Consider the following 21,862-nt stretch of genomic DNA (forward strand, 5'->3'; position numbering starts at 1 on the left):
TGGACATAAGCCGCCATCGATCGCTGCCCGCTCCTCCATCACGCGTCCGCAAGCCGTCCGGGGCTGGTCGCAAGCCGCAGAAACCTTCCGCCACCCCCCGTGGACGGCGTCCGGCCCCTGCGTGGGGAGGGAAAGCGTCAGATGACGGCTGGGGCGATGCCAATCCATGTCTGGGTGAGTGTGCGCCTCAAAGAGCCCTCAATATGACCCAATTGCCCCTGTCTGTACCGGGGGGTGGGGTCTCACCGTGGTCTTGATGGGGGTTGGCATCGGCTGAGCCGATGGATGCCCCCTCCGCGTCCCTCGTATCGCCCTTCTCAGCCCCAGACGGGGGCCGGACGCGGTCGTCGAGAAGCGCGTAGCGATTGGTGGCGGCCTATGCCCGGCCCAGGGGGCTCGCAGGCGCCGTCCGGCAGGAGCGCGTAGCGATTTGGGGCGCCCCGGGCTCCGGCCGCGCATCGCTGGCCGCCCGTCCCTGAATCTGGAACCGGCCCGTTCCTTTGGGGGTTTCCCGGCTGTCCTCGTATGTCCGTGGCGGGGCGGGCGGTCAAGGGTGGCCGAAGGCCATCGCGTAGCGACGCGACGAAGGAGCGCCCTTGAGGGGCCGGCCCGACGCGGAGAGACGATGGGACTGACGGGAAACCCCCAGGACTTCTCTGACCGCCGAGTCTGTGCATCCCGCCCCCCGAAGCCCCCCCGCGGGTCTTGGGCATGGGGGTGCCCCCGGGGTTCTCCCGTGGCCGTGGCCGTGGCCGTGGTCGTGGCTCGGGAAGCCCGCTCCTTTCACCCAGCTCGGCTGCATTTCGCAGGAATTGACATCCAATGGTCGGCGAGGCCGCGGCCGTGCGTGTCCTTGAGCGGTGAACTCGCCCTCCAGGGGCCCCAGTCGAGACGTCCGTGCAGCAGGACACGCCTCGGAAACAATTCTGCAATCTCTTGCGCAAAGTCTTGCAGGGCTCCTACCTGGCACCTACGGTCGCTCCAATCCCCACCTCTCCCCCCAGGAGGACCCCGCATGCCTGCCAGGGCCGTCAGAGCTGCAACCCTTTTCAGTACCGCCGCCGCACTCGCCACCGCCGCCACGCTCACCGCCGTCGCGCCGCAGGCCGCCGCCACGCCACCCGGCGACAAGGACGTGACGGCCGTCCTCTTCGAGTGGCGCTTCGACTCCGTGGCCAAGGCCTGCACCGGCAGCCTCGGCCCCGCCGGGTACGGGTACGTCCAGGTGTCGCCCCCGCAGGAGCACGTGCAGGGCAGCCAGTGGTGGACCTCGTACCAGCCCGTCAGCTACAAGATCGCCGGCCGGCTGGGTGACCGTACGGCCTTCAAGGCCATGGTCGACACCTGTCACGCCGCGGGCGTCAAGGTCGTCGTCGACTCGGTCGTCAACCACATGGCGGGCCCGGCGGACGCGGGCGCCACCTTCACGGGGACGGGCGGGAGTTCGTACACGAAGTACAACTACCCGGGGATCTACTCCGGTTCCGACCTGGACGACTGCCGGGCGGCGATCTCCAACTACCAGGACCGCGGCAACGTCCAGAACTGCGAGCTCGTGCAGCTCGCGGACCTGGACACGGGCGAGGACTACGTGCGGGGCCGGATCGCCGGCTACCTCAACGACCTGCTGTCGCTGGGCGTCGACGGCTTCCGCATCGACGCCGCCAAGCACATGCCCGCCGCCGACCTCGCCAACATCAAGTCCAGGCTGACCAACCCCGGGGTCTACTGGAAGCAGGAGGCGATATACGGGGCCGGGGAAGCCGTCCAGCCGAGCGAGTACCTCGGCAGCGGTGACGTGCAGGAGTTCCGGTACGCCCGGGACCTCAAGCGCGTCTTCCAGAACGAGAACCTGGCCCACCTGAAGAACTTCGGCGAGGCCTGGGGGTACATGCCCTCCGCCCAGAGCGGCGTCTTCGTCGACAACCACGACACAGAGCGCGGCGGGGACACGCTGACCTACAAGGACGGGTCCGCCTACACCCTCGCCAGCGTCTTCACGCTGGCCTGGCCCTACGGCTCCCCCGACGTGCACTCCGGCTACGAGTGGACCGACAAGGACGCCGGCCCGCCGAACGGCGGCACGGTCAACGCCTGCTACACCGACGGATGGAAGTGCCAGCACGCCTGGCGGGAGATCTCCTCGATGGTCGGCTTCCGCAACGCGGCGCGCGGTCAGGGCGTCGTGAACTGGTGGGACAACGGCGGCGACCAGATCGCCTTCGGGCGCGGCTCCAAGGCCTACGTCGCGATCAACCACGAGGGATCGGCCCTGACGAGGACCTTCCAGACCTCGCTCCCCGCCGGCGACTACTGCGACGTGCAGAGCGGGCGCACCGTCACCGTCGGCTCCGGCGGCCAGTTCACCGCCACGCTCGGCGCCGGGACCGCCCTCGCCCTGCACGTCAACGCCCGTACGTGCGCCGGTACCCCCGCGGGCCCCGGCGGCGCCGCCTTCGCCGTCAACGCCACCACCGTGCCGGGCCAGAACATCTACGTCACCGGCGACCGCGCCGAGCTCGGCGGCTGGAACACCGGCGCCGCGCTCAAGTTGGACCCGGCCGCCTACCCCGTGTGGAAGCTCGACGTCTCCCTCCCGGCCGGCACGTCGTTCGCGTACAAGTACGTCCGCAAGGACGCCGCCGGGAACGTCACCTGGGAGAGCGGCGCGAACCGTACGGCCACCGTCCCCGCGAGCGGCAAGGTCACGCTGAGCGACACCTGGCGCAACTGAACCCGCCCCACAGACCAGGGCCGCCCGGCACCACCTGCCCCGCCCCCGCCGGGCGGCCCTCATCCATGCGACACGTACACAAGGAGACCCGCCTTGATACGCCCTGCCGCAGGAGTGCTCGCCGCCGCGCTGGCCGTGACGCTCCTGCCCGCCCTCCCCGCCGCGGCCGCCGAGGCCAAGGTGCCCGCCCCGCCGTCGGACGCGAAACTGGCCGGCGAACCGGCCCGCAACGACCTGACCCGCGAGCAGTTCTACTTCGTGCTCCCGGACCGGTTCGCGAACGGTGATCCGCGCAACGACCGGGGCGGACTGACCGGCTCCCGCCTGGAGACCGGTCTGGACCCCACCGACAAGGGCTTCTACCAGGGCGGCGACCTCAAGGGGCTCACCGACCGGCTCGACTACATCAAGGGGCTCGGCACCACGGCCATCTGGATGGCGCCGATCTTCAAGAACCAGCCGGTGCAGGGCAAGGGCGACGACGTCTCCGCCGGTTACCACGGCTACTGGATCACCGACTTCACGCAGGTCGACCCGCACTTCGGCACCAACGCGGACCTGGAGCGGCTGATCGACAAGGCGCACGCGAAGGGGATGAAGGTCTTCTTCGACGTCATCACCAACCACACCGCCGACGTCGTGGACTACCGGGAGGCCTCCTACTCGTACCTGTCGAAGGGGGCGTTCCCCTACCTGACGAAGGACGGGGTGCCGTTCGACGACAAGGACTATGCCGACGGGAAGGGGAAGTTCCCCAAGGTGGACGGAGAGTCCTTCCCGAGGACCCCGTTCGTGCCGGCCGCGAAGAAGAACCTCAAGGTGCCCGGCTGGCTCAACGACCCGACGATGTACCACAACCGGGGTGACTCCACCTTCGCCGGCGAGTCCTCCGAGCAGGGCGACTTCTTCGGCCTGGACGACCTGTGGACCGAGCGTCCCGAGGTCGTCAGCGGGATGGAGAAGATCTACGAGAAGTGGGTCAAGGACTTCCGGATCGACGGCTTCCGCATCGACACGGTCAAGCACGTCAACACGGAGTTCTGGACCCAGTGGGCGACGGCCCTCGACGCGTACGCGGCCGAGCGCGGACGCGACGACTTCTTCATGTTCGGCGAGGTCTACTCCGCCGACACCGCCGTCACCTCGCCGTACGTGACGCGCGGCCGCCTGGACGCCACCCTGGACTTCCCGCTCCAGGACGCGATCCGCGCGTACGCCTCCCAGGGCGCGGCGGCCTCCCGGCTGGGCTCCGTCCTCGCCGACGACTACCGCTACACCTCGGGCAAGGCCAACGCCTACGAGCAGGTGACCTTCCTCGGCAACCACGACATGGGCCGCTTCGGTGCCTTCCTGAAGCAGGACCGGCCCGGCGCCGCCGAGCAGGAGCTGCTGGGCCGCTACCGGCTCGCCAACGAGCTGATGTTCTTCTCCCGGGGCAACCCGGTGGTCTACTCCGGTGACGAGCAGGGCTTCACCGGCGCGGGCGGCGACAAGGACTCGCGCCAGCCGCTGTTCGCCTCGAAGGTCGCCGACTACCTGGACGACGACCAGCTCGGAACGGCGCGCACGCACGCGAGCGACGCCTACGATCCGGAGCACCCTCTCTACAAGGAGATCAGTGCTCTCTCGAAGCTGACCAAGGCCCACCCGGCGCTGCGCGACGGCATCCAGAGTGAACGATTCTCCGATGGCTCCGTGTACGCCTTCGCCCGTACCGACGCCCGTACCCGTACCGAGTACCTGGTGGCCGCCAACAACGGCGCCGAGTCCCGCACCGTCGAGATCGACGCCCCGGCCGGCACCCAGTACCGAACCCTGTACGGCGGCACCGCCCTGATCCGCGCCTCCGCCGCGGGCAAGCTCACCGTCGTCGTCCCCGCCCTCGGCTCGGTCGTCCTCCGGGCCGTCGCCCCCCTCGCCGCCCCCACCGCCAAGCCCGCCCTGACCCTCAAGGCCCCGGCCCCCGGCGCCGCCGGCACCGTCGAGCTGTCGGCCGACGTCAGCGGCGGCGGCCTGAACCGGGTCGTCTTCGCCGCGCAGACCGGCAACGAGAAGTGGCAGGTCCTCGGCTCCGCCGACCACGCCCCCTACAAGGTCACCCAGCACGTCACCGCGCCCGCCGGGACCCCGCTGCGCTACAAGGCCGTCGTCGTCGACTCCGCCGGCCGCACCGCGAGCGCCCTCGCCGCGTCCGTCGCCGGCCAGGCCCCGCCCGTCGAGGTGCCCACCGCCACCCAGCGCGACTACGCGGTCGTCCACTACAACCGGCCCGACGGCGACTACACCGACTGGCGGCTGTACGCCTGGGGCGACATCGCGGACGGCGAGGCCACCCCGTGGCCGGCCGGCCACGGCTTCACCGGCCGCGACGCCTACGGCGCCTTCGCGTACGTCAGGCTCAAGCCCGGTGCCTCCTCCGTCGGTTACCTCGTCATCGACAAGGACGGCAACAAGGACGTCGCCGCCGACCGCACCATCGACGTGACGAAGACCGGCGAGATCTGGCTGGAGCAGGGCAAGGAGCCCGCCCGCACCGACCGCCCCGCGTACCCGCCGCAGGACCAGGGCAAGGCCGTCCTGCACCACCGGCGCCCCGACGGCGCCTACGACGGCTGGGGCCTGCACGTCTGGACCGGGGCCGCGACCCCGACCGACTGGTCCAAGCCGCTGCTCCCGGCCCGTACCGACGCCTACGGCGCGGTCTACGAGGTCCCCCTCGCGGCCGGCGCCACCAGCCTCAGCTACATCCTGCACAAGGGCGACGAGAAGGACCTGCCCACCGACCAGTCCCTGGACCTGAAGGCCACCGGCCACGAGGTGTGGATGCTGGGCGGCCAGGAGAAGTACCTCCTGCCGCAGCCCGCCGGCTCCTCCGCCGCCCTCGACCTCACCAAGTCCCAGGCCGTCTGGATCGACCGCGACACCGTCGCCTGGAACGCCCCCGCGGCCGCCGCGTCCGTCCAGCTCCTCGCCTCCCGCGACGGCGCCGTCAAGGCGGAGAACGGCACGCTGACCGGCCCGGCCCAGTGGCTGCGCCTCGGCCGCTCCGAACTGACCGCCGCCCAGAAGCAGAAGTTCCCGCACCTCGCCGCGTACGCCGCGTTCAGCGTGGACCCGCGCGACCGCGACCGCGTACGGGAGGCCCTGCGCGGACAGCTCGTCGCCTCCGCCCGCGCCGCGAACGGCGCCGTGCTCGCCGCCACCGGCGTCCAGCTCGCCGGCGTCCTCGACGACCTGTACGCGACGACCGCCGCCCTCGGCCCGGTCTTCAAGGACGGCCGCCCCACCCTCTCCGTCTGGGCGCCCACCGCCCAGCAGGTGTCCCTCGAACTCGACGGCCGCACCGTCGCCATGCGCCGCGACGACACCACCGGCGTCTGGTCGGTGCGCGGCGAGCGCTCCTGGACCGGGAAGCCGTACCGCTACGCGGTGACCGTGTGGGCCCCCAGCACCCGCCAGGTGGTCCGCAACCTCGTCACCGACCCCTACTCCACCGCCCTGACCGCCGACTCCACCCACAGCCTGGCCGTCGACCTCGCCGACCCCAAGCTCGCCCCGCCCGGCTGGAAGACCCTGCGCAAGCCCGCGGCCGTGCCCTTCACCTCCGCGCAGATCCAGGAGCTGCACATCCGCGACTTCTCCGTCGCGGACCGCACCAGCGGCCACCCCGGCCAGTACCTGGCCTTCACCGACACCGCCTCGGCGGGCATGCGCCACCTGCGCGACCTCGCCACCGCCGGCACCTCCTACGTCCACCTCCTGCCCGCCTTCGACATCGGCACCATCCCGGAGAAGGCCGCGGACCGCACCGAGCCCGCCTGTGACCTCACGGTGTACGCGCCGGACTCGCAGGAGCAGCAGGCGTGCGTGGCGGCCGCCGCCGCGAAGGACTCCTACAACTGGGGCTACGACCCGCTGCACTACACCGTTCCCGAGGGCAGCTACGCCAGTGACCCGAACGGCACGGCCCGCACCGTCGAGTTCCGCAGGATGGTCCAGTCCCTGAACGGGTCCGGGCTGCGCACGGTGATGGACGTCGTCTACAACCACACCGTCGCCGCCGGGCAGTCGGACAAGTCCGTCCTCGACCGCATCGTCCCCGGCTACTACCAGCGCCTGCTGGCCGACGGCAGCGTCGCCACCTCCACCTGCTGCGCGAACACCGCCCCCGAGAACGCCATGATGGGCCGCCTCGTCGTGGACTCCGTCGTCACCTGGGCGAAGGAGTACAAGGTCGACGGCTTCCGCTTCGACCTGATGGGCCACCACCCGAAGGCCAACATCCTGGCGGTCCGGGCCGCCCTGGACGCCCTGACGCCCGCCAAGGACGGCGTCGACGGGAAGAAGATCGTCCTCTACGGGGAGGGCTGGAACTTCGGCGAGATCGCCGACGACGCCCGCTTCGTGCAGGCCACGCAGAAGAACATGGCCGGGACGGGCATCGCCACCTTCTCCGACCGGGCGCGCGACGCGGTCCGCGGCGGCGGCCCCTTCGACGAGGACCCGCGCGTCCAGGGCTTCGCGTCGGGCCTGTTCACCGCCCCGAACGACTCGCCGGCCAACGGCACCCCCGAGCAGCAGAAGGCCCGCCTCCTGCACGCCCAGGACCTGATCAAGGTCGGCCTCTCCGGCAACCTCGCCTCGTACGCCTTCACCGACACCTCCGGGCGCCGGGTCAAGGGCTCCGAGGTCGACTACAACGGCGCCCCCGCCGGCTACGCGGCCGCCCCCGGCGACGCCCTCGCCTACGCGGACGCCCACGACAACGAGACCCTCGCCGACGCCCTGACCTTCAAGCTCCCGCCCGCCACCGCCCACGCCGACAAGGCCCGCATGCAGGTCCTGGCCATGGCGACGGCCACCCTCTCCCAGGGCCCGTCCCTGTCCCAGGCCGGCACGGACCTGCTGCGCTCGAAGTCCCTGGACCGCAACTCCTACGACAGCGGCGACTGGTTCAACGCCATCCAGTGGGACTGCCGCGCCGGCAACGGCTTCGGCCGCGGTCTGCCCCCGGCCGCCGACAACGCCCCGAAGTGGCCCTACGCGAAGCCGCTCCTGACGGGACCGGCGCCCACCTGCACCGACATCAACGCCACCGCGGCGGCCCACCGCGACCTGCTGAAGATCCGCACCACCGAGCCGGAGTTCGCCCTCGCCACGGCGGAGGCCGTCCAGTCCCGGCTGGCGTTCCCGCTCTCGGGCCGGGAGGAGACCCCGGGCGTGATCACCATGACCCTGGGCGACCTGGTGGTGGTCTTCAACGCCACCCCCACCGCCCGGCCCCAGCGCGTCAGCGCCCTCGCGGGCACCGCCTACCGCCTGCACCCGGTGCAGGCGGCGGGCTCCGACGCCACCGTCAGGCAGTCCGCCTACGACGTGACGACAGGAGAGTTCACCGTCCCGGCGCGCACCGTGGCCGTCTTCACACGACGGTGAGCCGGTCGAGCCGCTTCTCCAGCAGGATCACCCCGTAGGTCCTGCCGTCCTTCCCCCGCTTGTCGGGGAGCTCCCCGACCACCCGGTAGCCCGCGTCCAGGTAGTACGCGAGCAGCCGGGGGTTGGTGGAGACGCAGTCCAGTCGCGCCCGCTCCCGCCCGGTCCTGGCCGTCCGCCGCTCGGCATGTTCGAGCAGCCGGCGCCCCGCCCCGGCGGGAGCGGTCTCGCGCGACACCATCAGCCGGTGCACGTAGCCCGCCACGGGCGGCTGGATCCCCCAGGCCTCCTCGTCGGACCACCACAACTCGTAGGCCCCGCACACCCGCCCGTCGGCATCGCCGGCGAGCCACACCTCTCCGTCGTGCATCTTCGACCGGAAGTGCGCGGCGTCCTTGTCGCCGGGCTTCCACTGCTCGATCCCGTGCTTCACCATCCAGCGGGCGGCCTCGTCGTACAGCCGCACCAGGGTGCCGGCGTCCTTCTCCACGGCCGGCCGGAACAAGATCCCGTCGTCAATGATCACGCGGGCATTATCGGTGATCACCACCGGTCGTGATCAAGAGAGGGCGCGGTATGCGCGCCCCTTCACACGACGGGGGCCGCGCCACCCGGAACGAGCCCCACCAGACGCCCGACCAGCTCCCCGAAGGGCCCCTCGGCGGGCTCGTCGGCCAGGATCCGTACGAGGATCCCCGCCATCTCCGCGTCGTAGGCGGCGCTCACCGCGGCCAGCGCCGCGAAGTCGTGCACCAGCTGCAGCTCCAGCTCGCCCCGCGGGATCCGGCGCCCGTCCAGCCAGATCAGCGCCGTGGACTCGGCGAGCGACACCCAGGAGCGCACCACGAGTTCGAGCCGGGCCGGCACCTCGTCGAGTCCGATCCCCAGGTGCGTGAGGATCTGCTCGTACGCCGCCTGCCGGACCTCGTCGATCATCGCGTTGGCTCGGCTGCTGCCGGCGGCGGGACCGCCCCGCATCAGAGCCGAGAAGCCCGGCCCGTGGTCCTCGACGAACGCGAAGAACCGCCCCATCACCCGCAGCAGGCGCGCCCCGAGGGGCCCCTCCCGCGGCTCCACGAACCGCTGCGCCAGCTCGTCGGCGGCCCGCCGCAGCGCCGCCTCGTACAGGCTGAGCTTGCCGGGGAAGTAGTGGTAGACCAGCGGCCGGGATATCCCCGCGGCCGCCGCGATCTCGTCGATCGACACATCGTCGGGCGACCGGTGGCTGAACAGCTCCAGGGCAACCCCGATCAGCTGTTGCCGCCGCTCCTCGACACCCATCCTGCGCCGCACTCCGGTCGTCATGCGGACACCCTACTGGGGAGCGTTCACAGGTCCAGGGCGAGGCGGTCCCCCTTCGCGCGCGAGACGCACAGCAGCATCGACTCCCCGCGCTCCTGGTCGGTGAGCAGGTCGTCGCGGTGGTCCACCTCGCCCGCGAGGACCCGGTGTTGGCAGGTCCCGCAGAAACCCTGCTCGCACGAGTACGGGGTGTCCGGCAGCTCCCTGCGCACCGCGGCGAGCGTGCTCTCCCCGGCGCCGACCTCGACGGCCCGTCCCGAGCGGCGCAGTTCGACCGTGAAGGCCCGCGCCGGACCGGGCGCGGCCGACGGTGCGAAGCGTTCCAGGTGCACGGCCGCCGGATCGTGGGCGGCCTCCGTGACGGCCCGCATCAGGGGTTCCGGCCCGCAGCAGTAGACCAGGGTGCCGGGCGCCGCCCCGGCGAGCGGGGTCAGGTCCGGCAGGCCCACCTCGTCCTCGGGATGGACCGTGACCCGGTCCCCGTAGGCCGCGAGGTCGTCCAGGAAGGGCATCGAGTCGAGGGAGCGGCCCCCGTACAGGAGGGTCCAGTCGGCGCCCGCGGCGGTGGCCGCGCGGAGCATCGGCAGGATCGGGGTGATGCCGATGCCGCCCGCGACGAACGCGTACGACGGCGCCGGGAGCAGCTCGAAGCGGTTGCGCGGAGGGCGCAACTCCAGCTCCGCGCCCTCGACGAGCTGTGCGTGCGCCTCGCGGGAGCCGCCGCGGCCGTCCTCGACCAGCCGGATCGCGAGCCGGTAGCGGCCCTCGTCCGCCGGGTCGCCGCACAGCGAGTACTGGCGCACCAGTCCCGAGGGCAGGGTGACGTCCACGTGCGCGCCCGGCGTCCACGCGGGCAGCTCCGGGGATTCCAGGGTCAGTTCCAGAACGTCCTGCGCGGGCTGTGTACGGGAGACGATCAGCGCACGCAGTGCGCGGCGCGGGGAGTGGCCCGAGACCGGGACCTCCAGGGCCGGCAGCGGCCACAGCGGGGATCGCCCGATGCGGCGGTTCAGGGCCCGCCGCGCCGCCCAGGCCGCACCCGCGACCGCCGTGGCCGTCGTGACCGCGAGGGCGCGCCTCATGCCCGCACCCCGCCGTTCGCGCCGGGGGAGGAGGCGAGGTAGGCCACCGCCTGGGCGGTCGAGCCCTCCTGCGAGGGGTGGTACGTACGGGAGAGGTACTTCGGGATGGACCTCAGCATGGAGCCCGTCGACGGGAGTACGCCCTGCCGCCCGGCGAGGAAGAACTGCCCGAAGGAGGCCTTGCCGCCGACGAGGTGGGGGTCGTTCTCCATGAAGAAGCGCACCCCGCGCTGCCAGAGGAAGACCAGCGCCGAGAAGGCGGTCGCCCAGGTCCGGGCCCGGCGCCGGTAGCCGCCGTCGAGGTGCATGAAGAGGTCGAAGGCCACCGAGCGGTGCTCGACCTCCTCCGCGCCGTGCCAGCGCAGCAGGTCCAGCATGGTGGGGTCGGCGCCCCGCCGGTCGAGGGCGTCGGCGTTGAGTACCCAGTCGCCCAGGAACGCCGTGTAGTGCTCGATCGCCGCGATCATCGCGACCCGCTCCATCAGCCACCAGTGCCGGGCCCGGCCCGGCGGCAGGGTCCGGTCCCCGAGCAGCTTCTCGAACAGCCAGTCCACCTGGGCGGTGTAGGGCGTCGGGTCGAGCCCCAGCCGCTTCAGGTGCGGGAGGACGTCGTCGTGGGCGGCGGCGTGCATGGCCTCCTGGCCGATGAAGCCGACGACGTCCTCCCGCAGCCGCTCGTCCTCGATGTAGGGGAGCGCCTGCTTGTAGACGTGCACGAACCACCGCTCGCCGGCGGGCAGCAGCAGGTGCAGCACGTTGATCATGTGCCCGGCGAAGGGTTCGCCGGGCAGCCAGTGCAGCGGGGTGTCCTCCCAGCCGAAGGACACGTTCCGGGGCCTGAGGTCCACGTGTTCCGACGCCACGGGGGCGGGCGCGAGCGGCGTATTAGACATGGCGTCAATGTACTGATGGGTACAGGGGGTGAGAAGACCCCTGCGCCGACTTCTCGCGCCCGCCGCGGTCCGGTCCGGCGGGTGGACCCGTCCGGCTACCGCCCGGTGCTGCCGCTCGCGAGTGCCCACTCGCGGTTCAGGGCGCCCAGCGGGATCCTGCGCTCGAAGGCGGGCGTGCCGAACAGGGAGAGCTGCAGCTGGAGCTGGCCGCTCAGGTCGAACCCGCCGTACAGCGCCCAGGCCCCGCTGACGGAGGCCTTGCCGTCGCTGGACGCGGTCGCCTTCACGTCGGCCTCGCCGCGCAGGTACGGGGCGAAGTCGCCGGTGACGCCGACGGCACCGTAGAGGCCGACGGACGCCTCGGCGCCGAGCGCGCCCTTGACCTTCCCGGCGGCGGTGACGGTCGCCTGGACCGGCGTGCTCTTCACGTTCGAGGAGCTGACCGGGGTCCAGCCCTTGCCGAAGGCGTAGCTGCCGCCGACCTTGAAGTCGCCCTTGACGTCCTGCTGGACGTCGAGGGTGACCTTGCCGTCGGCCTCCACCTGGATGTAGCAGGTCAGGCCGAGGTTGACGACGACCGGCACCGGGCCGACCTGGATGACCGGGGAGCTGTGCAGCTTGGCGAAGGGGATCCGCTTGGGTGCCCCGGTGCTCGCGGCGGCGCGGCCCTGGAGCTTCCACTGCGAGGACCAGTCGCCGCTCATCCCGAGGAACGCGCCGCGCGGGCCGGAGCCGCCGCCCTGGGTGCCGTCGTACTGGAACTCGACCTGCGGGGCGAGCTGGACGAAGCCGGAGACGGAGGCGCCGGCCGAGGCGGGCGCGTCCGGGGCGGTGTCGACGGAGGCGTTCACGTCGAGCCGGAGGTTCCCGAGCGGAAGCTTGGCGCCCTCGGGACCGAACTTCAGGCCGTCGCCCTTGGCCCAGGAGAAGGTGACGCCCTTCATCAGGGGCTCGACGACGACCGACGACGGGTCGACGGGGACCTTGCCGTCGGCCTTGTCGTCGTTGAGGACGGCGGCCAGTGTCGTCGAGGCGGTCTTGACCTCGGTGCCGCGGTCGGTCTTGCCGACGACCTCGGTCACCTTGGCGAGCAGGCCGTTCGGGGCGCCGGGCGCCGGGGCGCTGGCGATGACGTCGCCCGCCGCGACGGGCTTGTCGGCCTCGGGTGACTTGTCCTTCGAGGGTGCTTCGGAGGGCCCCTTCGGCGGGGCCTTGGCTATGACGGCCCGTCCGGTGGCCGCGTCGTACGAGGCGACCTTCAGCGTGGACTTCTCCGTCCGGCCCTTGGGGCCGCCGCGGGCGACGGCCGCGGGGGTGGGCTCGCCCTGGGGCGCGGCGGCCACGTCCAGCTGCTGCGACGTGCCGTCGGCGGACGGGGTGAGGGGGGCGGGCGCGGCCGGTTCGGCGGCGCCGGTGTGGGATGTCGAGGCGCAGCCGGTGGCGGTGAGCGCGAGGGCGGTCAGACCGGGGAGGAGGAGGCTGCGGGCAAGCGTGCGCACGTGGTGGACCTTCAAAAGGGGCAGGGATGTGGGGGATTACCGAGCGGTAACCGGAATCCGATCATGCCATGTGTGCGCAGTGGCCGTCATGCCCGGATCCCGCCAACTCCCTTCAGCCGCTTGGTCGTTGAATCTTCACACGACTTCGCGGCTGTTCCGCCCCGGCCCCGGCCGTCAGCGCAGCACGCCCGCCTTCGTCCCGTCCGTGAGCTTCCCCGACAGGTCGACCTGAGCACCCGCAGGCGCCTTGACCGCCAGCCGGTTGCCGTTCGCCGAACCGTTCACCCCGCCGCCCGACACCGACAGCGAGGCGAACTGCGCGCTGCCCGCCGCCAGGACGTACCACTGGCCCGCCCGCGACTTCCACAGCACGCCCGCCAGCACCCGCGGCTCCCGGGGCCCGCAGGCGGCGGCCCCTTCCGCGGCCGCCGCCTGCGCCGCCGCGGCCGAGCCAGGCGCCAGGAACTGGGCCTGCACGCGGTCCGCCGCGCCCTGCCAGGTCTCGGCCCGCGTACAGAGCCAGGTCGCCGTCCCGTCGCCCTCCGGCAGCGGCTGCTTCGCGTACGTCCAGGCGTTGACCGTACGGACCCCGTGCGAGCGGACCGACGGCAGCAGGCAGGCGATCCTCGACCAGTCCGCGAGCTCCGCGGCCTCCGTCACGTTCCGCTCGGCCCCCGGCGCCCCCGAGGTGAGCCGGGCCGGGGTCAGCTCGCCCAGGTCGGTGATCAGCCGGGTGGCTCCGTCCCCGGTCAGCGACAGGGCGTTCCAGCTCGTGCAGTCGCCCGTCGGCGCCGGACCCGGCACCGGCGGGGTCACGCCGTCCTGGGTCGGCTTCAGCGCCGTCGCCGGGCCGCCGGGCTTGAGCAGGTCCCGCAGGGCCGCCCCCGTCACCCAGGGCGCGGTCAGATAGCGGACGTTGCCGTCGACCCGGCTCACGACCAGCGCGGTCGCGGTGTCCGCGGAGGCGCCGTCGGTCCGGGCGAAGTCCAGGGCCGCGCCCGCCGATCCGGAGCGCGGTTCGGCGTAGCGGACCACGCGCAGACCGTCGTACAGCAGGACCACCACGGCCTGGTCGACGGCACCCGCGAACAGCAGCTGCGCCGGCCCCATCGGCGGCCCGGACGGGGTCCCCGGGGTGGCCGAGACGACCACGGACGTGCCGGGCCGCGCCCAGACGGCCAGCGCCCGGCGCAGCAGCGCGGTGTCGTCCGCGCGGTCCCCGCGGGCCGGCCAGGTCGAGAAGTCCGTACGGGAGGACGTGTGCCAGAGCGCGGGCGCGGCCCGGACCAGCTTCGCCGGATCCAGGGCCAGTTCGGCCGCGGCGTTGCGCGCGTACGGCGGAGCGGCGGCCCCGTCCGCGCCCCAGCCCCCGCCGGGCAGCGCGAGCAGCGCCCCGCACACGGCGAGGGCGGCCGCGGCGGCCAGCGCGGCCCGCGTCAGGCGGCGGCGCCGCAGTAGGTCGGTGGGCCGGGCCTGGAGCACGCACGGGTCGAACTCGGGGGAGGCGAACAGCGCGTCGTTCGCCGGATCCCCGGACTCCCGGACCGCCGCGGCCGGGTCCGGGACACCGGCCTCGTCGAGCACCCGGAGCACCTCCGGCTCGGACAGCCGCTCCAGGGCCCGCAGCACGCAGGCGGCCCGGCCGGGGCCGTCGAGGGTGGCCAGCCACTGGTCGAGGGCGAGTTCCTCGGCCCCGCCCGAGCGGGGGAACAGCCGCAGGCCCCACACCTGGGGCAGCGCCGGGGGGAGCTGCGCACGCCGGGGCAGCGCCCGGAACGTCAGCGGGAGCCCCGCCTCCAGGGCGGCGCGGAGCACCCGCAGCCGGACGTACGCGTACCCGGAGTCCTCGGGCCCGCCCCGCTGCCCCGGGACCCCGCCCTGTACGGCCGCGGCGCCTGCCGCCGCGTCCCGCCGCCCGCGCGGCAGTGCCCGCTGGACCAGGGAGTGCGCGGTGAGCACCCGCCGGTTGCGGCCGAGGGTGGGGGGCAGTACCAGATAGGCGAGCCGCACCAGCCGCGGGTAGTGCTCGACGATGGCGGCCTCGGCCTGCTCGACGTCCGGCGGCACGGGAGCCACGGGGGGCAGGGGGCGGGTGGCGGTATCCGGCGCAGTCACGTTCAGCAGAACGAGCGAATCGTCGGATGGTCACCCCCCTGCCCGCCTGCGGCGGGCTCAGCCCACCAGGCGGGCCCGGAGCGCCTCGACCGTCTCGTCCGGGACACCGAGTCCCTCGCGCACGTACTTCTCCATGGAGCCGTAGCGCGTCTCGACCTCGTCGAGGGCGGCCTCCAGGTAGGAGGGGAAGACCCCGATCAGCGCGAGCGCGATGTCCGGGTCGCCGCCGGCCGCGGTGAAGCCCTCGATCATCGGGGCGAAGGCCTGCTTGACCGCCGGGTTCACGGAGAGGTACTCGGCCATCAGGGTGTCGTCGTCCGCGCCGAGCAGCGCCAGGATGACGGTCGCGCCCCAGCCGGTGCGGTCCTTGCCGGCCGTGCAGTGGAAGAGCAGCGGGCCCGCCTGCGGGTCGGCGGCCTCGGTGAGCAGCATGCGGTAGGCGGCCTGCGCCGAGCCGGAGTGCACGAAGGACCGGTAGGTGTCGGCGAAGAGGGCCTGCGCCTTGCCGCCGCCCAGGTGCTCCTCGGCCACCACCGGGTCGGAGAGCAGGTCCTTGAGCTGCGCGGCGGCGGGCTTCTTGCCGGCGGCCCGCAGCTTGTCCGCGAGGACGTCGCCGACGAGGAGCCGGGCCCCGGCCGGTATGCGGTCGGGGTGGTCGGCGCGCTCCGCGTCGGTGCGGAAGTCGATGACCGTACGCACGCCCAGCGCCGCCACCACCGGGTCGGCGTCGAGGTCGAGCCGGTCGAGCTGGCCGGAGCGCAGGACCAGGCCGGGGCGGACGGTGCGGCCGCCGGAGAGCGGGGTGCCGCCGAGGTCGCGGAGGTTGGCGACGGTGGTGGACGGGGTGGCGGTCATCGTGGCGGCTCCAGCGGTGTTCGAGTTACTCGTGTCATGCGGTGATGCGGTGACGCGGTCGTGGTCGTGCGGTCGTGGTCGTGCGGTTTGTGTGCGTGGTGTGCGGCGCGGCGGTGTGTCGATTCAGGCTATTTTCTGATGTTTCGTACCGGGGAGGCAATCGAGGGCCAGTGAGACCCCCATGCCGATCCCGAGCGCCGCGAGGTGCCCCGCGTCGGTGAAGGTCCGGCCCCGCTTGAGGACCGGCGCCGCCGCGAGCGCCAGCAATCCGGCCCGGGCGGCCGTGCGGACGGCCCCGCGGGGCAGGGCGGAGGTCAGCGCGCCGAGGACGGCGTTGAACCCGTAGCTCGTCCCCACGTCCAGGGCGCGCCGGGTCGCGGAATCGGCGCGCCCGCGCAGCGCCCCGTACACGAGGAGGGTCGCCGCGGCGTGCCCGAAGAGGAACACCGCGGCCGTCCACCAGGCCCCGTACGCGTATTCGGCGTAGCCGAGCACCGCGACCAGCAGCAGCGCGTACGGCAGGGGCATCGGTTCTTCGACGACGAGAGCGCTGCTCAGCAGCGTCTCCCAGCGCCCGGCGGCGAGATTGTCGACGTTCGTCGAGCAGTCCCGGAGCAGCCGCTCCCGATCGGCCGGTCCGGTGCGCTCCAGGGCGTACGCCCCGAGCTGGACTCCGCCGGCGTACACCGCGCCCCATGGAATTGGATTCACATGCTCATGATCGGATAAGCCTCTGGCGGAAGCCAAGGGGCGTCGTGCGAACATGTCCCGGCCATGTTCGAATCCTTCGCGCCATTGCGTGCCACCCGAGCCGCCATGTTCGCGGCGGTGTGCGTCGCCCTGGGCGCGGTGGGGCATTCGTACATGTCCGGCACTGACATCCCCTTCTTCGGCCTTCTGGGTGCTTTCGCGGTGACCCTCGGCCTCGCCTGGCTCGCCGCCGGACGACGGCGGGGACCCGTGGGGATCACCCTGGCGGTACTCGCCGTACAGGGCGTGCTGCACCTCCTCTTCTCCGGCAGCCAGGCGGCGAAGAACGCCACCGGGCCCGCCGCGATGCAGCAGCACCACCACGTGCCCGCGGCCGACGCGGGCCTGACCGCCGCCGAGGCCCCCGGTGTCGCCGACATGGCCGGTATGGCCGGCCACGGCGGCCTCGGCATGATCGCCGCGCACGTGCTGGCCGGGCTGCTCTGCGCCGCCTGGCTCGCGCGGGGCGAGGCCGCGGTCTTCCGGCTGGCACGGGTCCTGGGCGCCGCAGCCCTGCACGCCGCCCGGCCGCTGGCCCGCGCGCTCGACCTGGTGCGGGCCCGGGCGGCGGCGGTACCGGCCCCGCCCGCTTTCCGCGCCCGGCACCCCCGTCGGCGGGCGCGCCGGCTGCGCGGAGCGGTCCACGCCCACGCCGTGGTGCGCCGCGGGCCGCCCCGGGGCGGCAGCGCACACCGTTTCACGGCCCCCGGCCGTCCTGCCCGCGCCTGATCCGGCGCACCTCCACGGCGCAACCGTGCGAGGGAGGCGAGGTCCGGGGCCGCAGTCCCCATGCCTTCGCCAACCCCGAGGACCGACATGTCCCTTGACGAGGTTCAGGACGTCCGCACCCCGGACTCCGACCCGCCCGCCACCTCCAAGAGCCGCGGCGGCAACTGGGCGGCCATACGCCCGCTGCTCCTGCGCATGCACTTCTACGCGGGCCTGCTCATCGCCCCGCTGCTGTTCCTCGCCGCCGCCACCGGGCTGCTGTACGCCGCCTCCTGGCAGGCCGAGAAGATCGTCTACGCCGACGAACTGACCGTCGCCCGCGTCGGCGACGGCGCCCTGCCCCTCAGCGCCCAGATCGAGGCCGCCAAGGGCGCCGCGCCGGAGGGCGAGGTCGTGTCCGTCTGGCCCGGCCCCGACGCCGAGGCCACCACCCGTGTGATCATGGAGAGTTCGGGCCTCGCGGAGGGCGAGACCCTCACCGTGTTCGTCGACCCCTACACCGCCGAGGTGCGCGGGCAGCTGACCACCGTCGGCGACGCCCTGCCGCTGCGGGCCTGGCTGAGCACGTTCCACTCCAACCTCCAGCTCGGCGAGTTCGGCCGCAACTACAGCGAGATGGCCGCCAGCTGGATGTGGGTGGTCGCGCTCGGCGGCCTCGCCCTGTGGATCGGCCGCCGCCGCAAGCGCAAGGCGCAGCTCGTCCTCCCGGACCGGGGGGCCACCGGGCGGCGCCGGACCCTGTCCTGGCACGGAGTCGTCGGCCTCTGGTCCGTCGCCGGCCTCGTCGTGCTCTCCGCCACCGGCCTGACCTGGTCGAAGTACGCCGGTGAGAACATCGGGCAGCTCCAGGACGGCCTCGGCGGGGCCACTCCCGCCGTCTCCGCCAAGCTGAACCCGGGCGCGGAGGCCGGCGGCGCCGACGAGCACGCGGGCCACCACATGCCCGGGGGCGCGCAGACACCCCCGCCCGCGCCCACCGCCGACGTCGGCATCGACCGGGCCGTGGCCGCCGCCCGTGACGCCGGCGTCACCGAGGCGATCCGCGTGACCCTGCCCGCCAAGGGCAAGGGATACGTGATCAAGGAGCAGGACAAGCAGGTGCCGGTGCACTTCGACACGGTCGCCGTCGACCCCGCCGACGCCCGCATCATGGACGAACTGCGCTTCGCCGACTACCCCGTCCTCGCCAAGATGACCCGCTTCGGCATCGACCTGCACATGGGCCAGACCTTCGGCCTCGTCAACCAGATCGTGCTCGCCGCGCTGGCCGTCGCCCTGATGTTCCTCGTCTTCTGGGGTTACCGCATGTGGTGGCTGCGCCGGCCGACGAAGGACCGCACGCTGTCGGTGGGCCGCGCGCAGCCGCGCGGCGCCTGGCGGAAGCTGCCCGTGACCGTGGTGCTGCCGCTGGCCGCGGTCACCGCCCTGGTGGGCTGGTTCATCCCGCTGCTCGGGATCAGCCTGGCCGCCTTCCTGGTGGTGGACCTGCTGCTCGGTTTCGTGGCACGGCGTCGGGCGGCGGCGGCCGCGGCCGCGTAGCCCGGGACCGGTGAACGCGGTGGGCCCGTACTCCCCGGGGGAGTACGGGCCCACCGTCGTCTTCGGGTCGGTCCGGGGCCGGGCGTCAGGGGGCGTACTTGTAGCCCACCCGGCGCACGGTCTGGATCGCACCGCGGTGGGACCCGCCCAGCTTGCGCCGCAGCCGGGCGATGTGGACGTCCACGGTCCGGCCGTCGCCGACATGGCCGTAGCCCCAGACCGTGGTGACCAGCTGGTCCCGGCTGTGCACCCGGTGCGGGTGCTGCACGAGGTGGGCCAGCAGCTCGAACTCCAGGTACGTCAGGTCGAGTACGCGCCCGTCGACCTCGGCCGTGCGCTGCGCCGCGTCGATCCGGATCAGGGCGTCGTCGTCCTGGTCGGGGGTTCCGGCCGGGCCGGGGACGGGCTGCACCGGGGCGGCCACGGCCTGCGGCGCGAAGGCGATCGGAGGCTGCTGGTCCGCCGGTACGAGGACCAGGTAGCCGACCATCGGCGGCTGGCCCGGCAGCGCCGGAAGGGTGTGCTGGGGCGCGGGCAGCCAGGTGGCACCGGGCGGGAGGAAGTCCACGACCCGGGCCACCTCGTCCCGGTCCACGGCGCGCAGCCGGTGGCGGGGACTGGGCGGATAGGCCGGGGAGGTGGCGGTCGCAGCGGAGGTCAGGGAGCGGGTGTTCGCCATGAGTGGTCAGCTCTTTCACGCGGAGTGGTCGGCAGGAGACGTACGTGCGTCATCGATGTCGTACCGCGCAGACCGAAGGCCTCGGGGAAACCCGGAGGAGAGGTCCCGGAGGCTTTAGAGGGCCGGCGCGTTCTTCGCGCGGCAACACTCACGATCGAAGTCGTGGTCCTGACGGGACGGCCAGAACGGCTCGAGGTCGCTGCGACCTGACGAGGTGTGCGGGTGGCTGGCCATGGCCCCATTCAAGCAGAAGTGCCGGCTCCGGGGCAGGCCGTGTCTCGTATCGCGGACCAATGTCTCACCATCCGGTCCTCCTGCCCGGCAAACCGGGACAATCCATCAACTCGCCAACCGCTTCCGCCAGTCCGGTCCCGTCACCCGTATCGCATCGTGGGCGGAGTCTCCCCACGCCCTCCCCGCGCCCACCCCGGCCCCCGAGCGGGTGTCGTGACGACCTCCCGGCCGTCGTGGCCGCAGCGCCGCCGTCCGCGGACCGCCTCCGTCAACTCCCCTTCACCTGCGGATCGAGCGGCGGTGCGTCGGCGGGCTCCGGCTCCGGCGGGAAGTCGAGGCGCTCCCAGTGGGGACCGGTGTCCCAGTCCTTCTCCCCGCGGGCCCAGCGGGCCATGTAGGCCGCCACCTCGGCCGCCGTGGGCAGATACGTCCGGAAGTGCCGGTCGGCGGAGCCGGCGCGGTGCTCCAGTTGGTAGTCCTCGCCCTCGTCGTGCCACACCTGTACGTACTCGTCCGGATCCGCCGTCAGCCGCTCGACGATGACGAAGTGGTCCCCGTCCGCGCCGATGCGCGCCACGAGTTCGGAAAGAAAGCCGAGCGCGGGCCGTTCGCGGGACTCGCCGCGCTCCGTGTGGATCCTGATCGCCAACATGGGTCCACCGTGCCACCCGGCACTGACAACGCCCGCCGGGCCTCGGGAGGCTCGACGGGCGTCGGTGTCGGTGTCGGGCGCGGTCGTCAGACCAGGCCGTCCTTCTCCAGGCCGGTGCAGCAGGTGTCCGTGATGAGGCGGGTCACCACGTACGGGTCCACGTTCGCGTTCGGGCGGCGGTCCTCGATGTAGCCCTTGCCGTCCTTCTCCACCTGCCACGGGATGCGGACCGAGGCGCCGCGGTCCGAGACGCCGTAGCTGAACTCGTTCCAGGGGGCGGTCTCGTGCAGGCCCGTCAGGCGCTCGTCGATGCCGGCGCCGTAGTTCTTGACGTGGTCGAGCGGCTTGCTGCCCTCGCCCAGCGCCTCGCACGCGGAGATGATCGCGCGGTAGTCCTCGCGCATCGCCTTCGTGGAGAAGTTGGTGTGCGCGCCCGCGCCGTTCCAGTCGCCCTTGACCGGCTTCGGGTTCAGCGTCGCGGAGACGTTGAAGTCCTCGGCGGTGCGGTAGAGCAGCCAGCGCGCGATCCACAGCTGGTCGGACACCTCCAGCGGGCCGACGGGGCCGACCTGGAACTCCCACTGGCCGGGCATGACCTCGGCGTTGATGCCGGAGATGCTCAGGCCCGCCGCGAGGCAGTGGTCCAGGTGCTTCTCGACGATCTCGCGGCCGAAGATCTCGTCCGAGCCGACACCGCAGTAGTAGCCGCCCTGCGCGGCCGGGAAGCCGCCCACCGGGAAGCCCAGCGGACGGGCGCCGTCGAAGAAGGTGTACTCCTGCTCGATGCCGAAGATCGGCTCCTGGCCCGCGAACTTCTCGGCGACCGGACGCAGCAGCGCGCGGGCGTTCGACTCGTGCGGGGTCATGTCGATGTTCAGGACCTCGCACAGCACCAGGACGTTCTCCCCGCCGCGGATGGGGTCCGGGCAGGAGAACACCGGCTGCAGGACCCGGTCGGACGCGTGACCCTCGGCCTGGTTGGTGCTCGATCCGTCGAAGCCCCAGATCGGCAGCTCGGCGCCGTCGGCCAGGATCTTCGTCTTGGAGCGAAGCTTCGCCGTCGGCTCGGTGCCGTCGATCCAGATGTATTCAGCCTTGTAGCTCACGGGCCCCATCCTCAGACTCTGCGGGTGCTGCTGGACGCTGCTTCATCGCTGCGGTGTTGACCGCAGCGTGCCCGCCCGCGATTTCTCTTCCGTTGCCCGTGTGTGAACCCCGTGTTACCGAGGTTTACGCCGCTGGTCGGGCGGCATGTGCGGGTTGGCGGTCGAGCACCCGTCCGGGTGGGGCAGACTGACCGCGTGAGCATTTCGTCTGATTTGAGCCCCGCCGGAGACCGTGCCGGAGATCCCGCCGGGTCCGCCGC

15 protein-coding genes are annotated in these 21,862 nt (G+C 72.7%); 4 read left to right on the forward strand and 11 right to left on the reverse strand.

Annotated elements, in window-relative coordinates; all coding sequences use genetic code 11:
• Nucleotides 1-1,015: 1,015 nt before the first annotated feature.
• Nucleotides 1,016-2,734, forward strand: coding sequence for a carbohydrate-binding module family 20 domain-containing protein (locus IG86_RS0124160; RefSeq protein ID WP_030828556.1), 1,719 nt, complete (start codon nucleotides 1,016-1,018; stop codon nucleotides 2,732-2,734).
• 93 nt (nucleotides 2,735-2,827) lie between these two features.
• Nucleotides 2,828-8,170, forward strand: coding sequence for a pullulanase-type alpha-1,6-glucosidase (pulA, locus tag IG86_RS0124165; RefSeq protein WP_107051942.1), 5,343 nt, complete (start codon nucleotides 2,828-2,830; stop codon nucleotides 8,168-8,170).
• Here pulA and IG86_RS0124170 read toward each other — a convergent pair.
• The 8 genes from IG86_RS0124170 to IG86_RS0124205 form a co-directional block, all read right to left on the reverse strand.
• Nucleotides 8,157-8,693 (reverse strand): GNAT family N-acetyltransferase, encoded by a 537-nt coding sequence (locus IG86_RS0124170; RefSeq protein ID WP_030828561.1) that lies wholly within the window; start codon nucleotides 8,691-8,693, stop codon nucleotides 8,157-8,159. The two genes, pulA and IG86_RS0124170, sit on opposite strands and share 14 nt — an antisense overlap.
• A gap of 62 nt (nucleotides 8,694-8,755) precedes the next feature.
• Nucleotides 8,756-9,472 carry a TetR/AcrR family transcriptional regulator gene (locus IG86_RS0124175; protein WP_030828564.1) on the reverse strand — a complete coding sequence of 239 codons (717 nt, stop codon included), beginning with the start codon at nucleotides 9,470-9,472 and terminating at the stop codon, nucleotides 8,756-8,758.
• Nucleotides 9,473-9,495: 23 nt separating this feature from the next.
• The gene (locus IG86_RS0124180; RefSeq protein ID WP_030828567.1) at nucleotides 9,496-10,551 is read right to left on the reverse strand and encodes a PDR/VanB family oxidoreductase; all 1,056 of its coding nucleotides are present in this window, start codon (nucleotides 10,549-10,551) and stop codon (nucleotides 9,496-9,498) included.
• On the reverse strand, nucleotides 10,548-11,444 hold the full coding sequence (locus IG86_RS0124185) for a metal-dependent hydrolase (protein ID WP_030828570.1): 897 nt from the start codon (nucleotides 11,442-11,444) through the stop codon (nucleotides 10,548-10,550). The genes IG86_RS0124180 and IG86_RS0124185 overlap by 4 nt, the downstream gene beginning before the upstream one ends.
• Before the next feature lie 95 nt (nucleotides 11,445-11,539).
• Nucleotides 11,540-12,943 (reverse strand): hypothetical protein, encoded by a 1,404-nt coding sequence (locus tag IG86_RS0124190; protein ID WP_030899569.1) that lies wholly within the window; start codon nucleotides 12,941-12,943, stop codon nucleotides 11,540-11,542.
• A 174-nt stretch (nucleotides 12,944-13,117) separates the two neighbouring features.
• Nucleotides 13,118-15,058 carry a hypothetical protein gene (locus tag IG86_RS0124195; protein WP_030899572.1) on the reverse strand — a complete coding sequence of 647 codons (1,941 nt, stop codon included), beginning with the start codon at nucleotides 15,056-15,058 and terminating at the stop codon, nucleotides 13,118-13,120.
• A gap of 57 nt (nucleotides 15,059-15,115) precedes the next feature.
• Nucleotides 15,116-15,913, reverse strand: a complete 798-nt coding sequence (locus IG86_RS0124200; protein WP_030828579.1) for a tyrosine-protein phosphatase — start codon at nucleotides 15,911-15,913, stop codon at nucleotides 15,116-15,118.
• A gap of 123 nt (nucleotides 15,914-16,036) precedes the next feature.
• A complete protein-coding gene (locus tag IG86_RS0124205) occupies nucleotides 16,037-16,624 on the reverse strand; it encodes a rhomboid-like protein (RefSeq protein WP_234348885.1) in 588 nt (195 codons plus the stop codon).
• Between the two features lie 63 nt (nucleotides 16,625-16,687).
• Here IG86_RS0124205 and IG86_RS0124210 point away from each other — a divergent pair, with 63 nt between their 5' ends.
• Nucleotides 16,688-17,392: a hypothetical protein gene (locus IG86_RS0124210; protein WP_244306051.1), complete on the forward strand. Its 705-nt coding sequence runs from the start codon at nucleotides 16,688-16,690 to the stop codon at nucleotides 17,390-17,392.
• A gap of 87 nt (nucleotides 17,393-17,479) precedes the next feature.
• Complete coding sequence (locus tag IG86_RS0124215; protein ID WP_030828585.1) at nucleotides 17,480-18,931, forward strand: PepSY-associated TM helix domain-containing protein; 1,452 nt, start codon at nucleotides 17,480-17,482, stop codon at nucleotides 18,929-18,931.
• Between the two features lie 85 nt (nucleotides 18,932-19,016).
• Here IG86_RS0124215 and IG86_RS0124220 read toward each other — a convergent pair whose 3' ends face one another.
• From IG86_RS0124220 to glnII, 3 genes are all read right to left on the reverse strand, one after another.
• A complete protein-coding gene (locus IG86_RS0124220; protein ID WP_030899581.1) occupies nucleotides 19,017-19,610 on the reverse strand; it encodes a winged helix-turn-helix domain-containing protein in 594 nt (197 codons plus the stop codon).
• Between the two features lie 502 nt (nucleotides 19,611-20,112).
• A complete protein-coding gene (locus IG86_RS0124225) occupies nucleotides 20,113-20,496 on the reverse strand; it encodes a hypothetical protein (protein WP_051785382.1) in 384 nt (127 codons plus the stop codon).
• Nucleotides 20,497-20,582: 86 nt separating this feature from the next.
• Complete coding sequence (gene glnII / locus IG86_RS0124230; RefSeq protein ID WP_030654759.1) at nucleotides 20,583-21,602, reverse strand: glutamine synthetase; 1,020 nt, start codon at nucleotides 21,600-21,602, stop codon at nucleotides 20,583-20,585.
• Nucleotides 21,603-21,862 lie beyond the last annotated feature (260 nt).

The organism is Streptomyces virginiae (genome assembly GCF_000720455.1).
Taxonomy (GTDB): Bacteria; Actinomycetota; Actinomycetes; order Streptomycetales; family Streptomycetaceae; genus Streptomyces; species Streptomyces virginiae.

Coding starts and splice junctions, on each gene's coding strand:
- IG86_RS0124225 (WP_051785382.1), bottom strand. CDS start 20,496: ATGTTGGCGATCAGGATCCACACGGAGCGCGGCGAGTCCCGCGAACGG.
- IG86_RS0124220 (WP_030899581.1), bottom strand. CDS start 19,610: ATGGCGAACACCCGCTCCCTGACCTCCGCTGCGACCGCCACCTCCCCG.
- IG86_RS0124175 (WP_030828564.1), bottom strand. CDS start 9,472: ATGACGACCGGAGTGCGGCGCAGGATGGGTGTCGAGGAGCGGCGGCAA.
- IG86_RS0124210 (WP_244306051.1), top strand. CDS start 16,688: ATGTTCGAATCCTTCGCGCCATTGCGTGCCACCCGAGCCGCCATGTTC.
- IG86_RS0124200 (WP_030828579.1), bottom strand. CDS start 15,913: ATGACCGCCACCCCGTCCACCACCGTCGCCAACCTCCGCGACCTCGGC.
- IG86_RS0124180 (WP_030828567.1), bottom strand. CDS start 10,551: ATGAGGCGCGCCCTCGCGGTCACGACGGCCACGGCGGTCGCGGGTGCG.
- IG86_RS0124215 (WP_030828585.1), top strand. CDS start 17,480: ATGTCCCTTGACGAGGTTCAGGACGTCCGCACCCCGGACTCCGACCCG.
- IG86_RS0124185 (WP_030828570.1), bottom strand. CDS start 11,444: ATGTCTAATACGCCGCTCGCGCCCGCCCCCGTGGCGTCGGAACACGTG.
- IG86_RS0124160 (WP_030828556.1), top strand. CDS start 1,016: ATGCCTGCCAGGGCCGTCAGAGCTGCAACCCTTTTCAGTACCGCCGCC.